18 protein-coding genes and 1 tRNA gene are annotated in these 18,985 nt (G+C 73.3%); 13 read left to right on the forward strand and 6 right to left on the reverse strand.

From position 1 onward, the window contains the following. Positions 1-3: 3 nt before the first annotated feature. Positions 4-1,446, reverse strand: coding sequence for a zinc-dependent metalloprotease (locus ACQFYA_RS06615; protein WP_499122356.1), 1,443 nt, complete (start codon positions 1,444-1,446; stop codon positions 4-6). Positions 1,447-1,648: 202 nt separating this feature from the next. Here ACQFYA_RS06615 and ACQFYA_RS06620 point away from each other — a divergent pair, with 202 nt between their 5' ends. The 8 genes from ACQFYA_RS06620 to ACQFYA_RS06655 all read left to right on the forward strand — a co-directional run bounded on the left by ACQFYA_RS06620 (position 1,649) and on the right by ACQFYA_RS06655 (position 9,966). Then, positions 1,649-2,815 (forward strand): YlbL family protein, encoded by a 1,167-nt coding sequence (locus ACQFYA_RS06620; RefSeq protein WP_499122357.1) that lies wholly within the window; start codon positions 1,649-1,651, stop codon positions 2,813-2,815. Between the two features lie 115 nt (positions 2,816-2,930). Beyond that, the gene (locus ACQFYA_RS06625; protein WP_499122358.1) at positions 2,931-5,972 is read left to right on the forward strand and encodes a UPF0182 family membrane protein; all 3,042 of its coding nucleotides are present in this window, start codon (positions 2,931-2,933) and stop codon (positions 5,970-5,972) included. Between the two features lie 177 nt (positions 5,973-6,149). After that, positions 6,150-6,226 (forward strand) — tRNA-Met (locus ACQFYA_RS06630). Positions 6,227-6,426: 200 nt separating this feature from the next. Next, a complete protein-coding gene (locus ACQFYA_RS06635; protein ID WP_499122359.1) occupies positions 6,427-6,696 on the forward strand; it encodes a DUF7218 family protein in 270 nt (89 codons plus the stop codon). Positions 6,697-6,793: 97 nt separating this feature from the next. Continuing rightward, positions 6,794-7,288: a dsRBD fold-containing protein gene (locus tag ACQFYA_RS06640; protein ID WP_499122360.1), complete on the forward strand. Its 495-nt coding sequence runs from the start codon at positions 6,794-6,796 to the stop codon at positions 7,286-7,288. 137 nt (positions 7,289-7,425) lie between these two features. Beyond that, positions 7,426-8,292, forward strand: coding sequence for an ABC transporter substrate-binding protein (locus ACQFYA_RS06645; protein WP_499122361.1), 867 nt, complete (start codon positions 7,426-7,428; stop codon positions 8,290-8,292). A 10-nt stretch (positions 8,293-8,302) separates the two neighbouring features. Beyond that, positions 8,303-9,208 (forward strand): ABC transporter permease subunit, encoded by a 906-nt coding sequence (locus tag ACQFYA_RS06650; RefSeq protein ID WP_499122363.1) that lies wholly within the window; start codon positions 8,303-8,305, stop codon positions 9,206-9,208. Continuing rightward, positions 9,205-9,966, forward strand: a complete 762-nt coding sequence (locus ACQFYA_RS06655) for an amino acid ABC transporter ATP-binding protein (protein WP_499122364.1) — start codon at positions 9,205-9,207, stop codon at positions 9,964-9,966. Before ACQFYA_RS06650 ends, ACQFYA_RS06655 begins: the two co-directional genes overlap by 4 nt. Before the next feature lie 4 nt (positions 9,967-9,970). On the opposite strand, the gene ACQFYA_RS06660 is transcribed toward ACQFYA_RS06655, so the two are convergent. Further along, positions 9,971-10,639, reverse strand: a complete 669-nt coding sequence (locus ACQFYA_RS06660) for a response regulator (protein ID WP_499122365.1) — start codon at positions 10,637-10,639, stop codon at positions 9,971-9,973. A gap of 51 nt (positions 10,640-10,690) precedes the next feature. Then, positions 10,691-11,980 carry a sensor histidine kinase gene (locus ACQFYA_RS06665; protein WP_499122366.1) on the reverse strand — a complete coding sequence of 430 codons (1,290 nt, stop codon included), beginning with the start codon at positions 11,978-11,980 and terminating at the stop codon, positions 10,691-10,693. A gap of 216 nt (positions 11,981-12,196) precedes the next feature. Here ACQFYA_RS06665 and ACQFYA_RS06670 point away from each other — a divergent pair, with 216 nt between their 5' ends. The 4 genes from ACQFYA_RS06670 (at position 12,197) to ACQFYA_RS06685 (ending at position 16,204) form a co-directional block, all read left to right on the forward strand. Further along, the gene (locus tag ACQFYA_RS06670) at positions 12,197-12,937 is read left to right on the forward strand and encodes an FxLYD domain-containing protein (protein ID WP_499122367.1); all 741 of its coding nucleotides are present in this window, start codon (positions 12,197-12,199) and stop codon (positions 12,935-12,937) included. 180 nt (positions 12,938-13,117) lie between these two features. Beyond that, a complete protein-coding gene (locus tag ACQFYA_RS06675) occupies positions 13,118-13,753 on the forward strand; it encodes an Ltp family lipoprotein (protein ID WP_499122368.1) in 636 nt (211 codons plus the stop codon). 120 nt (positions 13,754-13,873) lie between these two features. Further along, positions 13,874-14,752 (forward strand): NAD(P)-dependent oxidoreductase, encoded by an 879-nt coding sequence (locus tag ACQFYA_RS06680; protein WP_499122369.1) that lies wholly within the window; start codon positions 13,874-13,876, stop codon positions 14,750-14,752. 78 nt (positions 14,753-14,830) lie between these two features. After that, positions 14,831-16,204: a T6SS phospholipase effector Tle1-like catalytic domain-containing protein gene (locus ACQFYA_RS06685; protein ID WP_499122370.1), complete on the forward strand. Its 1,374-nt coding sequence runs from the start codon at positions 14,831-14,833 to the stop codon at positions 16,202-16,204. Here the strand turns inward: ACQFYA_RS06685 and ACQFYA_RS06690 are convergent. Together ACQFYA_RS06690 and ACQFYA_RS06695 are read right to left on the reverse strand one after the other, a co-directional pair. Further along, complete coding sequence (locus ACQFYA_RS06690) at positions 16,158-17,564, reverse strand: alanine/glycine:cation symporter family protein (RefSeq protein WP_499122372.1); 1,407 nt, start codon at positions 17,562-17,564, stop codon at positions 16,158-16,160. The two genes, ACQFYA_RS06685 and ACQFYA_RS06690, sit on opposite strands and share 47 nt — an antisense overlap. 74 nt (positions 17,565-17,638) lie before the next feature. After that, positions 17,639-18,025: a universal stress protein gene (locus tag ACQFYA_RS06695; protein ID WP_499122373.1), complete on the reverse strand. Its 387-nt coding sequence runs from the start codon at positions 18,023-18,025 to the stop codon at positions 17,639-17,641. An 80-nt stretch (positions 18,026-18,105) separates the two neighbouring features. Between ACQFYA_RS06695 and ACQFYA_RS06700 the strand changes: the two genes are divergently transcribed. Beyond that, positions 18,106-18,477, forward strand: a complete 372-nt coding sequence (locus ACQFYA_RS06700) for a TFIIB-type zinc ribbon-containing protein (RefSeq protein ID WP_499122374.1) — start codon at positions 18,106-18,108, stop codon at positions 18,475-18,477. Positions 18,478-18,518: 41 nt separating this feature from the next. Here the strand turns inward: ACQFYA_RS06700 and ACQFYA_RS06705 are convergent, their stop codons facing one another. Then, positions 18,519-18,959, reverse strand: coding sequence for a SufE family protein (locus ACQFYA_RS06705; protein ID WP_499122375.1), 441 nt, complete (start codon positions 18,957-18,959; stop codon positions 18,519-18,521). Between the last annotated feature and the right edge of the window lie 26 nt (positions 18,960-18,985).

Raw genomic sequence — 18,985 nt, forward strand, 5'->3', positions numbered from 1 at the left:
GCGTCACTCCTTCGGGTCGTCGCCCTCCGCGGCGTCGAAGATCTGCGCGAGCGCGGCGTCGACGTCGGACTGCTCGTCCGCCTGCGCGGCCCGCCGGGCGAAGTAGCCGGCGGGGTCGTCGAGGTCCGCCGTGCCGGGCAGCAGGTCGGGGTGGTCCCACACGGCGTCCCGGGCCTGCGGCCCGCCCTCGGCGAGGACGTGCGCGAAGAGCGCGGCGGCGTCGCGGGACCGGCGGGGCCGCAGCTCCAGGCCGACCAGCGTGGCGAAGGTGTGCTCGGCGGGCCCGCCGGCCGCGCGCCGGCGCCGGATCATCTCGCGCAGGGGGTAGGTGTGCGGGAGGTGGGGGAGCGCGGCGGTGGCCGCGACCTCGGTCACCCAGCCCTCGACGAGAGCGAGGGCGTTCTCCAGCCGGAGCAGGGTCGCCTCCTGCTCGGGCGTGTGCTGCAGGCCGAAGACGCCGCCGGTGAGCGCCCCGCGGAGGGCCTCCGGGTCGCTGGGGTCGATGTCGCGCACCTGCTGCTCGAGCACGTCGAGGTCGATCGTGATGCCGCGCGCGTACTGCTCGACGAGCCCGTGCAGGTGGCCCGCGAGCCACGGCACGTGCGTGAACAGCCGGGCGTGCGCGGCCTCGCGGAGCGCGAGGAACAGCCGCACCTCGTCCAGCGGGGCGTCCAGACCGTCGGCGAACGCGGCCACGTTGGTGGGCAGCAGCACGGTGGCGGGCTCCGCCAGGAGCGGGACGCCGACGTCGGTGGCGCCGAAGACCTCGCGGGAGAGCGTGCCCGCGGCCTGGCCCACCTGCATGCCGAACACCGCGGAACCGAGGCGACGCATCATCTGGGCGGGATCGAGGCCGCCGCCCAGCGCGCCGGCGGGCAGGCCCGCCAGCCCGGGCATCCCGAGGGCGTCGGCGTCCCCGAGCTCCTCGGGGAGCTGGTCGCGCAGCACGGTCGCGAGGGCGTCCGCCACGGACGACGCGACCGGCGCGACGAGGCGGTGCCACGCCGGGAGGGTGGCCTCGACCCACTCCGACCGGCTCCAGGCGTGGGTGCGCCCGCCCGCGGGCGGCAGGTCGGTCACGGCGTCGAGCCACAGCTCGGCCACCCCGAGGGCGTCGGTCGCGGACCGCGCCTGGCCGCCGGTCAGCGAGGGGTCGCCCTCCGCGACCGCCACCTGGCGCGCGATGTCGTGCGCCACGTCCGTGTTCACCGGTCCGTCGCCGGAGGCGGACAGCAGCCGCTGCACCTGGGCGAGGACGTGCTGCATCGTCGCCGGGTCGGGGGTGCCCGCCCCGGGCATCCCGGCGAGCGCCGCGGGGTCGATGCCCTGCGCGCGCATCTGGGCGAGTACCTCGTCGGTGCGGTCGCCGAAGAAGCCCTCCAGCATCGAGCGCAGCATGCGCTCGCGCTCCTCGGCACCCTCGGGGTCGTCGGGAAGGTTGCTCATGCGGGGTCTCCTCGGCTGCGGTGGAGGTACGTCGGGGCGGCGGCGGCCGTCGGTCGACCGGATCACCGTAACCATCCACGACGCCCGCCCGGGTGATCAGGTTCCGCGGGTTCGCTCTGGGCGCAGATCTCCCGGAACAACCTGAGCGGTGCGCGGCCCGTGACCTGACGCGATGTCCAGGAACGTCGGAGATGATGGGCCGGTGACCTTCGACCGCGACATCCTCGCGCCCGACGACCCCTCGGCGCCCGAGGGGGACGTCGTGCCCGCGCCGCGCGCGTCCCGCCGTAGCGTGACGCTGGGCGTCTCCCTGCTGGTGACGGCCCTGCTCGCCGCCGTCCTCCTCGTGCTCCCCACGCCGTACGCGATCCGCGCGCCGGGACCCACCGAGGACACGCTCGGCCTGCAGGGCGTCGACGTGGCCGCCTCCGGCGAGGGGTCGAGCGGCGGCAAGAGCGCCACGGCCCAGCCCGTCGTCGAGATCGACGGCGCGAAGACCTACGACGTCAGCGGCGAGCTGCGGCTGACGACGGTCTCCGTCTACGGGGGACCCGGCGGCGACGTCCTGCTCGGCGACGTGCTGTGGGGCTGGGGCTCGCGCGAGCGCTCGGTGCAGCCCGTCGAGGCGATCTTCCCGGAGCAGACCACCCAGGAGCAGCAGCAGCAGGTGGGCGAGGCCCAGATGGCCGGCTCCGAGTCCTCCGCGACGGTGGCGGCGCTGACGGAGCTCGGCTACGAGGTGCCCGCGACGCTGACGATCGCGGGCGCCGCCCCCGGCTCGGGGGCCGACGGCGTGGTGCAGGCCGGCGACGTCGTGCGCAGCCTCGACGGCGACGACGTCACGACCCACCAGGACCTGCTGGCCGACCTCGACGAGGTGACGCCGGGCGACGACGTCGTCCTCGGCGTCGAGCGCGACGGGGAGCCGAAGGACCTCACGGTGACGACGGCCGAGGGTGACGGGCGCGCGGCCCTGGGCGTGTACCTCGACCCGACGTACGACTACCCGGTCGACGTGACGATCCGGCCGGGGGACATCGGCGGGCCCAGCGCCGGGACCATGTTCGCGCTCGCGATCATCACGAAGATGACGCCGGAGGACGAGCTCGACGGCGCGCACGTCGCCGGGACGGGCACGATGAGCGTCGACGGCGAGGTCGGCCCGATCGGCGGCATCCAGCAGAAGCTCTTCGGCGCGCGCGACGACGGCGCGGACTGGTTCCTGGCGCCCGCGGACAACTGCGACGAGGTCGTGGGGCACGTCCCCGACGGCCTGCGCGTGGTCCGCGTGGCCACGCTCGACGACGCGCGGACCGCGGTCGAGGCGATCGGCGCAGGGGACGGCGAGGACCTGCCCGTCTGCTCGTGACGGGTTCGTGAAGGCTCCGTCACCCACGTGGGGTCGAAGCGTGGGAACCTGAGGGATGACAGGGACGTTGCACCAGACGTCCGTCCGTCCCGAGCACGAGTGAGGTGCCCGCACCGTGTCCTTCGCTGCCCCACCCCGTCGACGTCCCGGCGGCCCGCCCGCCAAGCGCCGACGAAGCCCCCTGGCGATCACGCTGGTGGTCATCGCCGTGATCGTCGTCGCGCTGCTGCTGCTCGCGCAGTTCTGGACCGAGGTCATGTGGTTCGACGCGGTCGGCTTCGGCAACGTGATCTGGACGGAGTGGATCTCCCGCGGCCTCCTGTTCGTCGCGGGCTTCCTGCTGATGGGCGGCGCGGTCTTCTCGTCGTTCGCGGTCGCCTACCGGGTGCGCCCGGTCTACGCGCCGTCGACGCCTGAGCAGGCCACGCTCGACCAGTACCGCGAGGCGATCGAGCCCCTGCGCAAGGTCGTGACGATCGCCGGTCCGGTGGTCGTCGGGTTCTTCGCCGGGGTGGCCGCGTCCGCGCAGTGGCGGAACGTGCTCCTCGCCCTGAACCCGGCCTCGTTCGGGGAGGACGACCCGCAGTTCGGCATCGACCTCGGGTTCTACGTGTTCACGCTGCCCGCGGTGCGGTTCGTCGTGAGCTTCCTGATGGCGGTCGTGATCATCGCCGGCATCGCAGCCCTGGTGACGCACTACCTGTACGGCGGGCTGCGTCTCGGCCCGGTGCCCGCGGGCACCCCGCGCACCACCCGCGCCTCCCGCGTGCACCTCGCGGTGATCGGCGCCGTGCTCATGGTGCTGATCGCGGCCAACTACTGGCTGGACCGGTACTCCCTGCTCACGTCGGCGAACGCGAAGTACGACGGCGCGTCCTACTCCGACGTGCACGCCGTCATCCCGTCGAAGGAGATCCTCACGGGCGTCGCGGTGCTCGTGGCGCTCCTGTTCGTGGTGGCCGCCGTGCGCGGCACGTGGCGCCTGCCCGCGATCGGCGTCGGCCTCATGGTCGTGTCCGCGATCGCGATCGGCGGGATCTACCCGGCCGTCGTGCAGCGCTTCCAGGTGCAGCCGAACGCCCAGGAGCTCGAGGCCGACTACATCCAGCGGAACATCGACGCGACGCACTCGGCCTACGGGCTGGACGGCATCGAGACCCAGCCGTACGACGCCACGACCGAGGCGGAGCAGGGCGCGCTGCGCGAGGACGCGGAGACCACCGCGTCCGTGCGGCTGCTCGACCCGCAGATCGTCAGCCCGTCGTTCCGCCAGCTGCAGCAGAACAAGCAGTACTACAACTTCGCGGACAACCTGTCCGTGGACCGTTACGACATCGACGGCGAGTCCCGCGACACGGTGATCGCGGTGCGCGAGCTGAACCTCGGCGGCCTGGGCGACGGCCAGCGCAACTGGGTCAACGACCACACCGTGTTCACGCACGGGTACGGCGTGGTGGCCGCGTACGGCAACCAGCCCGGTCCCGACGGGCAGCCCGCGTTCTTCGAGGGCGGCATCCCCACCCAGGGCGCGCTCACGGACAAGGGGTACGAGCCCCGCATCTACTTCAGCCCGTCGACCACCGACTACTCCATCGTCGGCGCGCCGGAGGACACGGAGCCCTGGGAGCTCGACTACCAGGCGGACGACGAGCAGGGCGGCCAGCAGGTCAACACCACGTTCCCCACCCAGGACGTGTCGGCGGGCCCGGACATCGGCTCGTTCGGGAGCAAGCTGCTGTACGCGCTGAAGTTCGGGGCGCAGGAGATCCTGTTCTCCGACCGCGTGACGGGCGAGTCGCAGATCCTCTACGACCGTGACCCGATGACCCGCGTGCAGAAGGTCGCGCCCTGGCTGACCCTCGACCAGGGCATGTACCCGGCCATCGTCGATGGCCGCGTCAAGTGGATCGTCGACGGGTACACGACGTCGGACGCCTACCCGTACTCGACCAGCCAGCCGATGCAGGAGGCGACGACGGACTCCCTGACCCTCGCGGCCCAGGGCGTGCCCGTGGAGATGCCGCAGGAGGTCAACTACATCCGCAACTCGGTGAAGGCGACCGTGGACGCGTACGACGGGTCGGTGACCCTGTACGCCTGGGACACCCAGGACCCGGTGCTGAAGGCCTGGTCGGACGTCTTCCCGACCTCGGTGGAGCCGATGTCGGAGATCTCCGGTGACCTGATGAGCCACATCCGCTACCCCGAGGACATGTTCAAGGTGCAGCGCACCCTGCTGACGCAGTACCACGTGGACGACGCCGGGCAGTTCTTCTCCGGGCAGGACTTCTGGGCGAACCCGGCCGACCCGGTGGCGAGCGGCAACGCCGCCTCGGCGAAGCAGCCGCCGTACTACCTGTCCCTGCAGATGCCCGGCCAGGATGCCTCGGCGTTCTCGTTGACGAGCACCTTCATCCCGGGCGGCAACACCGACCGGGAGATCCTCACGGGATACCTGGCCGCCGACGGCGACGCGGGATCGACGGAGGGTCAGGTGGCCGACGGGTACGGCAAGCTCAGGTTGCTGGAGCTGCCCCGTGACTCCACGGTGCCCGGCCCGGGGCAGGTGCAGAACAACTTCGACTCGAACCCGACGATCTCGGAGCAGCTCAACATCCTGGAGCGCGGCTCGTCGAACGTCGTGCGCGGCAACCAGCTGACCCTGCCCGTGGGCGGCGGCCTGCTGTACGTGCAGCCGGTGTACATCCAGTCCGCCGGGAGCACGGCGTACCCGCTGCTGCGGCGGGTCCTGGTCGCCTTCGGTGACCAGACCGGGTACGCGGAGACGCTCGACGAGGCGCTCGACCAGGTGTTCGGCGGCGACTCCGGCGCGAACGCCGGCGACGCCGAGGGCGAGGCCGAGACCGACGTGCCGACCGCGCCCGTGGAGGGCGGCGACGCGACGGACCCGTCCACCGAGCCGTCCACGGAGCCGTCGACCGAGCCGTCGACGGAGCCGAGCGGCGGCACCACGCCGTCGGGCGACCCGCAGTCGCGTCTGAACTCCGCCCTCCAGGAGGCGAACGACGCGCTCGCGGACAGCGACCAGGCGCTGCAGGACGGCGACTTCACCGCCTACGGCGAGGCGCAGGACCGCCTGCAGCAGGCGATCGAGGATGCCGTGGCGGCGGAGAACGAGATCGAGTCCGCCGGGTGATCGGCTGACGGGCAGGAGCAATGGCGCGGGGTCGTCGGTCCGTCGGACCGGCGGCCCCGCGTCGTTCTGCGACGGCCCGGGGGGAGGGTGTCGACAAGGCCCCGATGTGACCTGGGTCCCATCTGCCCGATCTGATTTGGCACGCGCCCGACCATGCCGTAATGTTCAGGGAGTCGACGCGGGGTGGAGCAGTTCGGTAGCTCGCTGGGCTCATAACCCAGAGGTCGCAGGTTCAAATCCTGCCCCCGCTACCACGGGATGTCGGACGACATCCGCAAAGGTCCGGACCTACGAAAGTAGGTCCGGACCTTTTGCTTTGCCCGGACGCGGCCGTGCCGCGGGATCTTCTGGGCCCAGGTCCGGATGCGACCGACCGCCGATGCGTCCACGGTGGGAGATGACCGCGTGGAGCCGACGCGCGGAACTCGCGGAGCACGTGACGGGGGAGGACTCGATGCCGCGACGAGACGCAGGCCCGAGCGTCAAGGACAAGGAGCTCTACGAGGAGCTGCGCGACGAGGGCAGCAGCAAGGAGAAGGCGGCCCGCATCGCCAACGCCGCGGCCGCGCGAGGGCGCGGCGCCGTCGGGGCCAAGGGCGGTGAGGCCGGGTCGTACGACGACTGGACGGTGGCACAGCTGCGCAAGCGCGCCGCGGAGCTCGGCGTCGAGGGCCGGTCGTCGATGCGCAAGGGCGAGCTGATCCACGCCCTGCGCTCCCGCTGACTCCCGCTCGGCTCCCGCGGGCCGTGCCTGCGCCGTCCGACGGGCGCATGATGGAAGGACCCGAGGGTTCGACGACGGGCACGCGACGGAGGCGGCGATGAGGGCGACGGTGGGCGACAGGATCGTGGTGGCGTCCGGGGTGGTCGGCGGGGCGGTGCGTGACGGCGTCGTGATCTCGTGCCCGCACGAGGACGGCTCCCCGCCGTTCCAGGTGCGCTGGTCGGACACGGGCGAGGAGACCCTGGTCTTCCCGGGGGCCGACACGCTGGTGCAGCACGGCGGGGGTGACCTCGAGCGCGCGCGGGCGCCGCGGCCGCAGCCGGCGCGGGCGCTCTCGTGGGACGTCCGGGTGTCGCTCGTGGAGGCGGCCGGGAGCACGACCGCGGAGGCGATGCTCACCCCGGGCCCGGACGTCGGGTCGCTGCGCGCGGTGGGGCACGCGCGCAAGGACCCGGGGGACACCGAGATCCCCGTGATCGGCGACGAGGTCGCGGCCGCGCGAGCGCTGCGCAGGCTCGCGGACGCCCTGCTCGAGCAGGCGGAGCAGGACATCTCGAACCAGACCGGGCACCGCGCGCACGTGCACCCCTGACGGGACGTCCGGCGGCGGAGGGCGACGACCGGGCCGCGGTCCGGCTGTGACCACCGCCATGCCGCGAGAGGCCGTGGGCGGCATAGGCTCACCACGTCGAGTCCCGCCGCAGTCCACACCTCCGGAAGGCCCCACCCGTGCGCACCTCCCGCCCCTTCGTCGCGGTCGCCCTCGCCTCCGCCGCCTCGCTCGCGATCGCCGGGTGCTCGTCGTCCGACGACGGCGACGACGGCGGCGCCACGCCCGCCGCGTCCGGCACCGCGGACTGCACGCCCGAGGCGATGCAGACCCTCACCGACGGCACGCTGACCGTCGGCGCGAGCGACCCGTTCGAGCCCTGGTACGTGGGCGAGCCGAGCAGCGGGGAGGGCTTCGAGTCGGCGCTCGTGTACGCCGTCGCGGACGAGCTGGGCTACGCGAAGGACGACGTCGAGTGGACGTCGGTCACCTTCGAGCAGATCATCAGCCCGGCCGTGAAGCCGTTCGACGTCGCCGCCTACCAGACGACGATCACCGACGAGCGCAAGGGCGCCGTCGACTTCTCCAGCCCGTACCTCACCAGCCGGCAGGGCGTCATCGTGCCGGACGAGGGCGAGTTCTCCGAGGCCGAGAGCCTCGCCGACCTCAAGGGCGCGAAGATCGGCGTCACCGCGTCCCAGACGTCCCTCGCCGTCGCCGAGTCGGCGTGGGGCGACGACGTCGAGGTCACGCCGTTCAACGCCGCGGGCGACGGGATGACCGCGCTGAGCTCCGGCACGATCGACGCCATGGTGATGGACGTCGACCAGGGAGTGGCCGCCTCGACCGTCTACTTCCCGGACACCCACGTGATCGGCACCCTGCCGCCCGTCGGCGAGCCGGAGCAGCTCGGTCTGGTGCTCGACAAGGGGTCGTCGCTGACGGCGTGCGTCTCGGCCGCGGTCGACACCCTCGAGGAGAACGGCACCCTCGACGAGCTGCGCACGACCTGGCTCAAGTCGGACGACGTCCCCGAGCTGTCCTGAGCGCTCGCCGATGAGGGTTGACGGGGACTCGACAGGCTCGACCGCCGAGGAGCGCTGGCAGCCGTCCGAGCGGGCGCGCGCCCGGACGGCGTACCGGCGCACCCAGCACCGCCGGGCCCTGCTCGTGGCGGGCGTCGCGACCGCCCTCGTGGTCGCCGCCGTCGTGTACGTCGTGACGACGGCGCCCGGCTGGGAGCGGGCGCGCGAGGCGTTCTTCTCGCCCGAGCGGGCGTGGGAGGTGCTCCCCGAGGTCGCGGCGGGGCTCTGGCTGAACCTGCGGGTGTGGGTCGTGGCGAGCGTCGCGGCCCTCGTCGTCGGGCTGCTGCTGGCCGTCGTGCGGACGTCGCGCGTGCCGGCGCTCTTCCCTCTGCGGATCCTCGCCGTCGGGTACGTGGACGTGTTCCGGGGCGTGCCGCTGCTGCTCGTGCTGCTGCTCGTGGGCTTCGGCCTGCCGGCGCTGCGGCTGCCGTGGCTGCCGGTGAGCGCCGCCTTCCTCGGCGGGCTGTCGATCGTGGTCTGCTACACCGCCTACCTCGCGGAGATCTTCCGGGCCGGCATCGAGTCGGTGCACCCGTCGCAGGTGGCGGCCGCGCGGTCGCTCGGGCTGACCCGCGGGCAGGCGGTGCGGCGGGTCGTGCTGCCGCAGGCGGTGCGGAACGTCGCCGCGCCCGTGGCGAGCATGCTCGTGTCGCTGCAGAAGGACTCCGGCCTCATCTCGATCCTGGGCGCCGTCGACGCGATCCGCGCCGCCCAGATCGCCACGACGGGCGACTACAACTTCACGCCCTACGTGGTCGCGGGCCTGCTTTTCATCGCGATCTCGATCCCGCTGACCCGCCTCGTGGACGCGTGGTCCGCGCGGCAGGGGTGGCGGGGCGAGCTGCGCGGGGTCGCCGGCGCGGGGGTGGTGCGATGAGCTCGCCGCTCCTGGCGTTGCGCGGGGTGCGCAAGGCGTTCGGCACCGGGGCCGCGCGCAAGGTCGTGCTCGACGGCGTCGACCTCGACGTGGCCGAGGGGTCGTGCGTCGTGGTGGTCGGGTCGTCCGGCTCCGGCAAGTCGACGCTGCTGCGGGTGGTCGACCTCCTCGAGGAGGTCGACGACGGCCAGGTGCTGCTCGACGGCGAGGACGTCGCCGACCCGTGGGTGGACGCCGACGCCGTGCGCGCCCGGCTCGCGATGGTCTTCCAGCAGTACAACCTGTTCCCGCACCTGCGGGTGCTCGACAACGTGACCCTCGCGCCGCGGGTGGTGCACCGCGTGCCGCGCCAGGAGGCCGAGGCGGCCGCGCTGGCGATGCTCGAGCGCGTCGGGCTCGCCGACAAGGCGCAGGCCTACCCCGACCAGCTCTCCGGCGGCCAGCAGCAGCGCGCGGCGATCGCGCGTGCGCTGGTGAACGGGCCCGAGCTGCTGCTGCTCGACGAGGTGACGTCCGCGCTCGACCCGGAGCTGGTGGGCGAGGTGCTCGACCTGCTGTTGTCCCTGCGCAGCGACGGTGTGGCCGGGCGACCGACGACGATGCTCGTCGTGACGCACGAGATGGGCTTCGCCCGCGAGGTCGCCGACGAGGTCGTCTTCCTGCACGCCGGCCGCGTGCACGAGCGCGGCACGCCCGCCCAGGTGCTCGGCGACCCGCAGCAGGAGCGGACGCGGGCGTTCCTGCGGCGCCTGCGCTAAGACGTCAGGGACCGGAACGGGTCGCCGTCGCGCCCGCCCGGTCGACCAGCACCGCGAGCTGTTCGCGCGAGCCGAGGCCCAGCTTCGCCATCGCGCGCCCGAGGTGCGCCTTGACCGTCGACTCGGAGAGGAAGAGCTGCCCGCCGATCTCCCGGTTCGACAGGCCGTGCGGCAGGTACGACGCGATCTCCTGCTCCCGCGAGGTGAGGGCGGCGAGCTCGCGCCGGGCGTCCGCGCGGCGCGTGTCGAGGCGGCGGCTGCCGCTCAGATGACGGATGACGGCGCCGGCCGACGCCTGGTCGAGGGCGCCGGCCCCCGCGGCGACGTCGCGCACGTGGCGGGCGATGTGCTCGGGGTCGTCGTCCTTGCTGAGGAAGCCCTGCGCGCCCGCGTCGAGCGCGGCGACCACGGTCTCGTCGGTGCCGAACGACGTCAGGGCGATGACCGCGGGAGGCTCGGGTCGGCGGCGCAGCTCGCGGATGGCTTCGAGCCCGCCGGTCCGGCGCATGTGCAGGTCCATGAGCACGACGTCGGGCCGCCGCTCCGCGACGACCGGCACCACCTCGTCGCCGTCGGAGGCCTCGCCGACGACGTCGATGCCTTGCGCGGTCAGCACCGTGGTCAGGAGCCGCCGCACCATCGGGTCGTCGTCGACGACGAGGACACGCGTCACGCTCCCGGATGGTAGCCCGGGGCTCGCGCGTTCGCCGGGGGACGTCCTCGGTCAGCTGTCGCGCGAGTCCCACGGCAGGTGGGCGCGGACCACGAACGCGCCGTCCTCGCGGCCGGCGAACAGCGTGCCTCCCACCGCGTCGGCCCGCTCCTGCATGCCGAGCAGCCCGGTCCCGGTGCCCGGCAGGAGCGGCTCCCGGGGGCTGTCCCCGGCCGCAACATGCCCCGGCACGGGGTTGCGGACCTCGACGTCGACGCCTCGCGACGGCGAGCCGTCGACCCGGACGTCGACGGGCGCGCCCCGCGCGTGCTTGTGGGCGTTGGTCACGGCCTCCTGCACCACGCGGAAGGTGGCGCGCACCAGGGTCGGCGCGGCGTCCTGCCCGCCTGTCACGGTCACCGTGGACGTCAGCCGCGGATCGTCGTCGGCCATCCGGTCGAGCAGGGGGTGCAGGTCGTCGAGCGTCGCCCCGGGGAACCCGGTCACGGTCTCGCCGGAGCGCAGCGTGGTGACCAACGAGCGCAGCTCGGCGATCGCGCGCTGAGCCGTGACCCGCATCTCCCGCGCGACGCGACGGGCCTGCGGGTCGGCTGCGCTCGTGACCTCGAGCGCCGACGCCTGCAGTGAGATCTCCGCCATGTGGCGGGCCACCGTGTCGTGCACCTCGCGCGCGATGAGCCGCCGCTCGTCCTGCTGCGCCACCTGGTCGCGCAGCACGGCCGTCGCGGCGGACTGCGCGCGCCGCTCCTCCTGCGCCCGGACGGCGGAGACCCGCGCGCGGCGCACGAGGCCGGCGGCGGTCGACAACGCCAGGAGGGCGAGGCCCACGACGACGTACGCGGCGGCGGTCGGGTCGGTGGACAGCACGCGCGTCTGCTCGTCGATCGTCACCAGGATCTGGGCCTCGTGGTCGCGCAGGGCGTCGCGGACGAGTGCCGCCCCGGTCGCGGCCGTCGTCGCGCCGACGGCCGCCAGGCACGTCCGCACGGCCCCGGTGGCGAGGACCCACGGCAGCGCGAGGAGCGCCGCCGACGAGTCGAGGGGGAGCAGCACCGAGCACGCCGACGCGCCCAGGCAGAGCGCGAGCGGGCGGCTCCGCCGGAGCACGAGCAGGCCGGCCAGGGCGAGCCCGACGATCGCGGTCACCGCGTACAGGGCGGGAATCCAGACGTTCGTGGGCGGGGCGGCGCGCGAGGCGAAGGCGACCGCCACGAGCGAGCTCGCGGCCGAGGCGGCGACGGCGACCGTCGTGCCGGCGACCGACGCCCAGCGCGGGACGCCGGCGCCGGCGGGGTCCGCGGTCTCCCGGCCCTCCGCCGGGACCGTCGCTCGAGCGAACATGCGACGACACTACGGCGGCCCGTGCGCCCGCGCGCCCGCCGACCGGGCATCGCAGGTGGCGACGGAACGACCCGAACGGGCACCCGGGTCTGCCCGGTCGGGCGATGTGCCGGTCATCGGCCGAGGCGCACCGTGGTGGACGGCAGAGCGTCCGGAACCGGATCACGGCGACGGACACATCATTCACCGCACCGTTCACCGCACCGAGGAGCACCCGTGGCCCAGACCCTTCCGCCCAGCCAGAACGCCCCTGTCCCGCCCACGCCGGACGTCCCCGTCCAGCCCGTCCCGCCCGTCCAGCCCGTCCCGGGCGCCCCTGTCCCACCGACGTCGCGCCGAGGCAACGCCATGGCGATCACCGGGTTCGTCATCGCGGCCGTGGCGCTGGTCCTGTGCTTCCTCCCGATCATCAACAACTTCGCGTTCTTCCTGGCCCTGGTCGGCCTCGTCTTCGGGATCATCGGCCTCGTCCGGACCCGCAAGGGAGCGCCGCGCAAGGGTCTGGCGGTCGCGTCGATCATCCTCGCCATCGTCTCCGGTGGTGGGGTCCTGGCCTCTCAGGCGGTGTACGGCGCGATGGCCGACTCCGTCTCGGAGTCTTTCGACGAGACGTCCGCTGATCTGGACAAGATGAGCGGCGACGCTACCGAGCAGGTCCTCGCCGACGACGTCTCCGTAGAGATCGGGGACTACGAGGCGACGGAGGACGAGTACGGCATGGCGACGACCTCGCTCCCGGTGACGCTGACCAACACCTCGGACGAGACGCAGTCCTACGACGTGACGATCGAGGCGGTCGACGACGACGGCAGCCGCATCGCCGACGACGTGGCCTACGCCTCCGACCTCCGGGCGGGTCAGTCCGAGACCGTCGACGTGTTCCAGTACGTCGAGGACAACGACCTGGACGCCATGAAGAACGCCAGCTTCGAGGTCGTCGAGGCGAGCGCCTACTGAGCCACCGGGACTCGACGGGGAGCGGCGGCGTGAACACCAGCGTCGCCACGCCGCACGCGCTCTCCCGGCCGACGTCATCTCAGGACGGCCCGGCGCGAGCACGCACTCTCTGAACCAGCACCATGCGACGAGCAGGCGCACGACAAGGAGCAGATGATGACGTTTTCCACGCAAGAGCCGGTGTCCGCGCCCGACGCCCCGACCAAGCCGACGCGCAAGCGTGCCTGGATGCTCCCGACTGCAGCGGCTGTCGCGGGCCTTGCCGTCGGAGGTGCGATCGGCGGCTCGGGCGGCGACGCGGAGCCGAGCCCGACGGTGACGGTGACGGCCCAGGCCGAGGAGCTTCAGCGGCAGGTCGATGACCTCACGGCGGAGCGGGACAGCCTCGCCGAGTCGCTCGACGAGGCGACGCAGAGCCCGGCGGCGGACGCCGCGAACGCCGCGCCGGCCGTCGACGAGGAGCCTGCGGGCGAGGCGGCTGAGTCCGCTGAGGAAACGGGCGACGACACCGAGAACTCTGACGGGATGACCGCAGGCCAGGAGAACGCCGTCGGGAGTGCCGAGAGCTATCTGGCCTACACGTCCTTCTCCAAGAAAGGGCTGATCGACCAGCTGAAGTTCGAGGGGTTTGACGCGGCCGACGCCAAGTTCGCTGTCCAGCACGTCGACGTGGACTGGTCCGAGCAGGCGGCGAAGAAGGCCCAGGAGTACCTGGACACGAGCTCGTTCAGCAGGAGCGGTCTGATCGACCAGCTGAAGTTCGAGGGCTTCACCACGGAGCAGGCCACGCACGGTGTCGACGCGGCAGGCCTGTGACGGGTCACCGCTGACCTGCCCCGGGCAGAGTGCGCCGTGCGGCTGAGGCCCACGGCGCACTAGCCTCGTCCGTGCAGTGCTTCCGGACGTCGGTGGCGCGTCACCTGGTGGAGGTCAGTGATGCAGGGCACGACGATCGGGTTCGTCGGGACGGGGCCGATGGGGGCACCGATGGCGCGCAATCTTCTCGCAGCGGGGTTCGACGTCGCGCTGTGGAACCGCACGACGTCGCGCGCGGAGGACGTCGCGCGGGACGAGGCGCACGCGACGGTCGCGGCGACCCCCGCCGACGTCGCGCGGCCCGTCGTCGTGGTCATGCTCCCGGACCTGCCGCAGGTGCGCGACGTCGTCGAGCGGCCGGACGGCCTGCTCGCCGGGTGGCGCGCGGCGGGAGTGGCCGACCCGGTGCTCGTGGTGATGAGCACGGTGAGCCCGGTGGCGGTCACGGCGTGGGCGCAGGAGCTCGCGGCGGACGGTGTGCGCCTCGTCGACGCGCCGGTGAGCGGCGGGGTCGAGGGGGCCGTCGCGGGCAGCCTGAGCATCATGGCCGGCGGCGCGGACGCCGACCTCTCCACGGTCCGGCCGGTGCTCGACGCGATGGGCGCCACGGTGCGTCACCTGGGGCCGGTGGGCGCGGGCTCGCTGACCAAGACGTGCAACCAGATCGTCGTGGGCGGCACGCTCAACGCCCTCGCGGAGGCGGTCGCCGTCGCGGAGGCCGGCGGCCTCGACCTGGCCACGGTGCTCGAGGTGCTCGGCGCCGGGCTGGCGGGCTCCCGGCTGCTCGCCGACAAGTCCCGCCGCTACCTCACGGGCGACTACGACCACGGCGGCGCGTGCCGCACCCAGCTCAAGGACCTCGAGTTCGGCATCGCCGCCGGGCAGGCCTTCGGCGTCGACACCGCCCTGACCGAGGTGGCACGCGACCGGTACCAGCGGATGGTCGACCGCGGCGACGCGGAGCTCGACCACAGCGCCGTGATCCGCGTCGTCGTCTGAGGTCCCGGCAGGCTCGACCTGCGGGCCGCGGTATCAGTCGCGCCGGGCGCGCCCTCCCAGAAACGTGGAGGGACGACCATGAAGCGACTGGTGCTGTGCTGCGACGGGACGTGGAACCACGCGGTGAACTCGCAGGTGTCCAACATCGAGAAGCTCGCGCGGTCCGTGCTGCGCTCCGGGGGGAGCGCGGACCCGGACGTCGAGCAGATCGTCGGCTACGTGGCGGGCGTCGGCGCCCGCGGTTACCTCGTGGACACGCTGCTGGGCGGCGCGTTCGGGTACGGGTTCACGCGCAACGTGGTGGACGGCTACCGGTTCCTGGCGATGAACTACGAGCCGGGCGACGAGGTCTACGTGCTCGGTTACTCGCGCGGCGCGTACACCGCGCGCAGCGTCGTGGGGATGCTCTCGCAGGTGGGCCTGCTGACCACGGAGGCGCAGGACGCGGGGCTGCTCTGCGAGGCGGAGCGCGTCTACCGCCTCAAACCGCCGACGCCGCGCCGCGTCGCGCGGGCGGAGCGCACGGCGGCCCGCACGCGGCCCGGGTCGTGGCGGCGCCGGCGGGCAGAAGCGGTGCTGCGGCTGGGCGACGAGGTCCGGGCGGAGAAGGAGCGGTTCCGGGCCGAGCACGGGATCAAGGTGCCGGTCCGCTTCCTGGGGGTCTTCGACACCGTCGGCGCGCTGGGCGTGCCCGGGCCGTCGCGGCGCAAGAACCGCTTCCACGACGTCTCCCTCGCGCCCGCCGTGCAGACCGCCCGGCAGGCGCTCGCGATCGACGAGCGCCGGCTCACGTTCGCGCCGTGCCTGTGGACGGTGCCCGACGGCGACCCGCCCGACCGCGTGCAGCAGGTGTGGTTCCCCGGCACGCACGGCGACGTCGGCGGCGGGGGAGCGCGCTGCGGCCTGTCGGACCTCGCGCTGCAGTGGATGGCCGCCGAGATGCGCGCTGTGGGCGTGCAGTTCGACGAGCACCGGCTCGCGCGCCAGCTCACCCCGCGCGCGGCCCTCGTCCTGGACCAGGCGCCGCCGTGGCCCTTCCGGATCCTCAACGTGGTCACCCGCGTGCGGCCGCGCTACGCGACGGTCGACGGCCGCCTCGTCTTCCGCCGGGGCCTGCGGGTGCTCGCGCTGCCGGCGGCGCCGTCGTCCGCGCCACCGTCCCCGGCGGAGCTGACGACCGGCGCCTCGCCGCACGGCGTCCCCGCGGAGGTCGTGGGGGCGTGGCGCGACGGCGTGCGACTCGCGGACACAGTGCTGCGGCACGTGCTGCGCGACGGCTACGCCGCCCTCGCCCCCAACCTCGGCTGGTGGATCACCGAGGCCGGGGGCGTGGAGCGCGTCCCCGTCGAGCAGGTGGACGCCGCCCGCGGCGACCTGCGGCCGTTCGTCGTCCCCGGGGACGACGTCATCGGGCCGGTGCGAAGTCCTCGAGCGCTGCCGGCGGCTCGGTGAGGTCGGGGTCCTTCGCGAGGTAGGCCTTCGTCTCGCGCACGATGAGCCCGGACAGCAGGAGGAGCCCGACGAGGTTCGGCAGCGCCATCAGACCGTTGAGGACGTCGGCGACGCCCCACACGAGGTCCAGCTCCCAGACGGCGCCGACGAGGCACACGAGCGTGAAGACTGCCCGGTACGGCAGGGAGACCTTGATCCCGAAGAGCGAGGTGGCGCACCGCTCGCCGTAGTAGGCCCAGCCGATCACCGTCGAGAGCGCGAAGAAGACGACGGCGATCGCGACCACCGCGGCGCCGAACTGGCCGAGCGGGCCGGACGACATCGCGGTCGAGGTCATCGCCGCGCCCTCCTCGCCCGAGGTCCACGCGCCGGACGTGATGATGACGAGGCCCGTGAACGACACCACGATGATCGTGTCGATGAAGGTCTGCGTCATCGACACGAGGCCCTGCCGCACCGGGTGGTGCGTCTTCGCCGCGGCGGCGACGATCGCGGCCGAGCCCAGCCCGGACTCGTTGGAGAACAGGCCGCGGGCGACGCCGTACTGCAGCGCCAGAGCGACGGAGGACCCGACGAAGCCGCCCGTGGCGGCCGTGCCCGTGAACGCGTCCGTGAAGACGAGGGCGAGGGCCTCGGGGATCGCCGTGACGTTCGCGCCGAGCACCAGGAGGCCGGCCACGAGGTAGAAGACGATCATCGTCGGCACGAAGGACGCCGTGACCGCGCCGATCCGCTTGATGCCGCCGAGCAGCACGACGCCCACGAACAGGACGATGACGATGCCGGTCGCGAGCGGCGGGACGCCGAACGTGTCGTCGAGGGACTGCGCGATCGTGTTGGTCTGCGTCATGTTGCCGATCCCGAACGCGGCCAGCGCGGCGAAGATCGCGAACGCGACGGCGAGGATCTTGCCCAGCGGGCCGCGGATGCCCCGCTTGAGGTACTCCTGCGGACCGCCGCGCTGCTCGCCCTTCTCGTCCACCACCCGGAACTTGGACCCGAGGAACGCCTCGGAGTACTTGGACGCCATGCCCAGCAGGCCGGTGACCCACATCCAGAACAGGGCGCCGGGGCCGCCGATGCCGATCGCGGTGGCGACGCCGGCGATGTTGCCCACGCCGACGGTGGCGGCCAGCGCGGTGGTCAGCGCCTGATAGTGGGAGATGTCGCCCTCGCCCCCGGAGGAGTCCTCCTTGCGCTGCAGCAGCCCGAGCCTGAGCGCGGGGCCGAGCTTGCGGAACTGCAGGCCCTTGAGCCGCACCGTGAGGTACAGGCCGGTGCCCAGCAGCAGCGGGATCAGGAGGAAGGGGCCCCACACGAAGGAGCTGGCTGCGGCGATGAAGTCAGCGAAAGAACTCACGCCGCGCACCGTAACCCGGCGGGGGCGTCACCCGCCGCCCGGTCCCGGAGCGTGTCGCGGGACGGCGTCGAGCCTCAGTCGTCGTACGCGTCCTTGACGACGAGCACGGGCACGGGGGCGTCGAGCAGCACGCGCTGCGTCGTCGTCCCGATGAGGAACGTGCCGGCGTTGGACCGCTTGCGCGACCCCAGCACGACGAGGGTCGCGCCCGCGGACTCCGCGGTGTCGAGGATCGCGTCCGCCGGCTCCGTGCCGGAGACGCGCCGGACGACGGGCCGGACCTCGACGCCGGCAGGGGTCTCCGCGAGCAGGCCGTCGAGGGGGTCGCCGTCGACCGGGTCGTCCGACCGGGCGAGGTGCACCACCTGCAGGGGGAGTCCCCGCCGGGCCGCCTCCGCGATCGCGGTCCGGACGGCCGCCTCACCGTGGGGCGACGGGTTGTAGGCCACGAGCACCGTCATGGGCACACTCTCGCACATCGCGGGAACCCCACGCCGGTCCGGGCCGTTGACCCCACCAGCCGACGAAGGAGCAGCACGCCATGCAGTGTCCGCACGACCAGTCCGTCCTCGTGATGACCGAGCGCAAGGGGGTCGAGATCGACTACTGCCCGCAGTGCCGCGGGGTGTGGCTCGACCGGGGCGAGCTCGACAAGATCATCGACCGTTCGATGGAGGCGGAGATCGCCGCGGAGGCCGGCAGCGTGCGGCCCGCCGAGCCCGCCGCCTTCCCCGCGGGAGCCCCCGCGTATCCGGAGCGGGCGCGCTACGACGACCGTCGCCGTGACGACCGGGGGTACGACCCGCGCTACGACGACCGGCGCCGCGACGACCGCGGGTACGACCCGCGTCGCGACGAGTACCGCCGCAAGAAGAAGAAGGAGTCCTTCCTGGGCGACCTCTTCGACTTCTGAGCCCGAACCCGCGCCTCGCGGCCTCGGGCGGTGTGCCCGCCTCAGGCCGCGAGCTGCTCGCGCACCTGTCGCTTGGCGCGCGTGAGCATCCCCGCCATGCCGTTGAGCCGCAGCGGGCTGACGGCGCGGGTGAGGCCGATCATGAGCGGGAAGTCGTCCGGCACGTCGAGCACCTGCTGGGCCGACAGGCCCGACAGCCCCTGGGCGAGGATCGACGCGAAGCCCCGCGTGGTGGGCGCCTCCTCGGGCGCGGTCGCGTAGAAGTGCACGACCTCGCCGTCGACCTCCGCGAAGGCGCGCACGGGCGACTGGCACTCCTCGACGCGCTCCAGCAGGCCGGGCGCGGTCTCGTACCGCTCCGGCAGCCCGGGCAGCTCGCGGGAGAACTCGAGCAGGAGCTGCAGCCGATCGCGCTCGGGCAGGGCGAGGAACTCCTCGCGGATCTCGGACAGCGACTCGGGCAGGGTGGCGGCGTCGGTCATGGGTCCAGTCTCTCGTACAGGGGGAG

Source organism: Promicromonospora sp. Marseille-Q5078, from assembly GCF_050315395.1.
GTDB lineage: Bacteria > Actinomycetota > Actinomycetes > Actinomycetales > Cellulomonadaceae > Isoptericola.

What these genes read in the sequence shown, in the direction of transcription:
- ACQFYA_RS06615 (WP_499122356.1), bottom strand. Translation starts at nt 1,446, where the DNA reads ATGAGCAACCTTCCCGACGACCCCGAGGGTGCCGAGGAGCGCGAGCGC.
- ACQFYA_RS06700 (WP_499122374.1), top strand. Translation starts at nt 18,106, where the DNA reads ATGCAGTGTCCGCACGACCAGTCCGTCCTCGTGATGACCGAGCGCAAG.
- ACQFYA_RS06650 (WP_499122363.1), top strand. Translation starts at nt 8,303, where the DNA reads ATGAGGGTTGACGGGGACTCGACAGGCTCGACCGCCGAGGAGCGCTGG.
- ACQFYA_RS06705 (WP_499122375.1), bottom strand. Translation starts at nt 18,959, where the DNA reads ATGACCGACGCCGCCACCCTGCCCGAGTCGCTGTCCGAGATCCGCGAG.
- ACQFYA_RS06695 (WP_499122373.1), bottom strand. Translation starts at nt 18,025, where the DNA reads ATGACGGTGCTCGTGGCCTACAACCCGTCGCCCCACGGTGAGGCGGCC.
- ACQFYA_RS06685 (WP_499122370.1), top strand. Translation starts at nt 14,831, where the DNA reads ATGAAGCGACTGGTGCTGTGCTGCGACGGGACGTGGAACCACGCGGTG.
- ACQFYA_RS06635 (WP_499122359.1), top strand. Translation starts at nt 6,427, where the DNA reads ATGCCGCGACGAGACGCAGGCCCGAGCGTCAAGGACAAGGAGCTCTAC.
- ACQFYA_RS06640 (WP_499122360.1), top strand. Translation starts at nt 6,794, where the DNA reads ATGAGGGCGACGGTGGGCGACAGGATCGTGGTGGCGTCCGGGGTGGTC.
- ACQFYA_RS06665 (WP_499122366.1), bottom strand. Translation starts at nt 11,980, where the DNA reads ATGTTCGCTCGAGCGACGGTCCCGGCGGAGGGCCGGGAGACCGCGGAC.
- ACQFYA_RS06655 (WP_499122364.1), top strand. Translation starts at nt 9,205, where the DNA reads ATGAGCTCGCCGCTCCTGGCGTTGCGCGGGGTGCGCAAGGCGTTCGGC.
- ACQFYA_RS06680 (WP_499122369.1), top strand. Translation starts at nt 13,874, where the DNA reads ATGCAGGGCACGACGATCGGGTTCGTCGGGACGGGGCCGATGGGGGCA.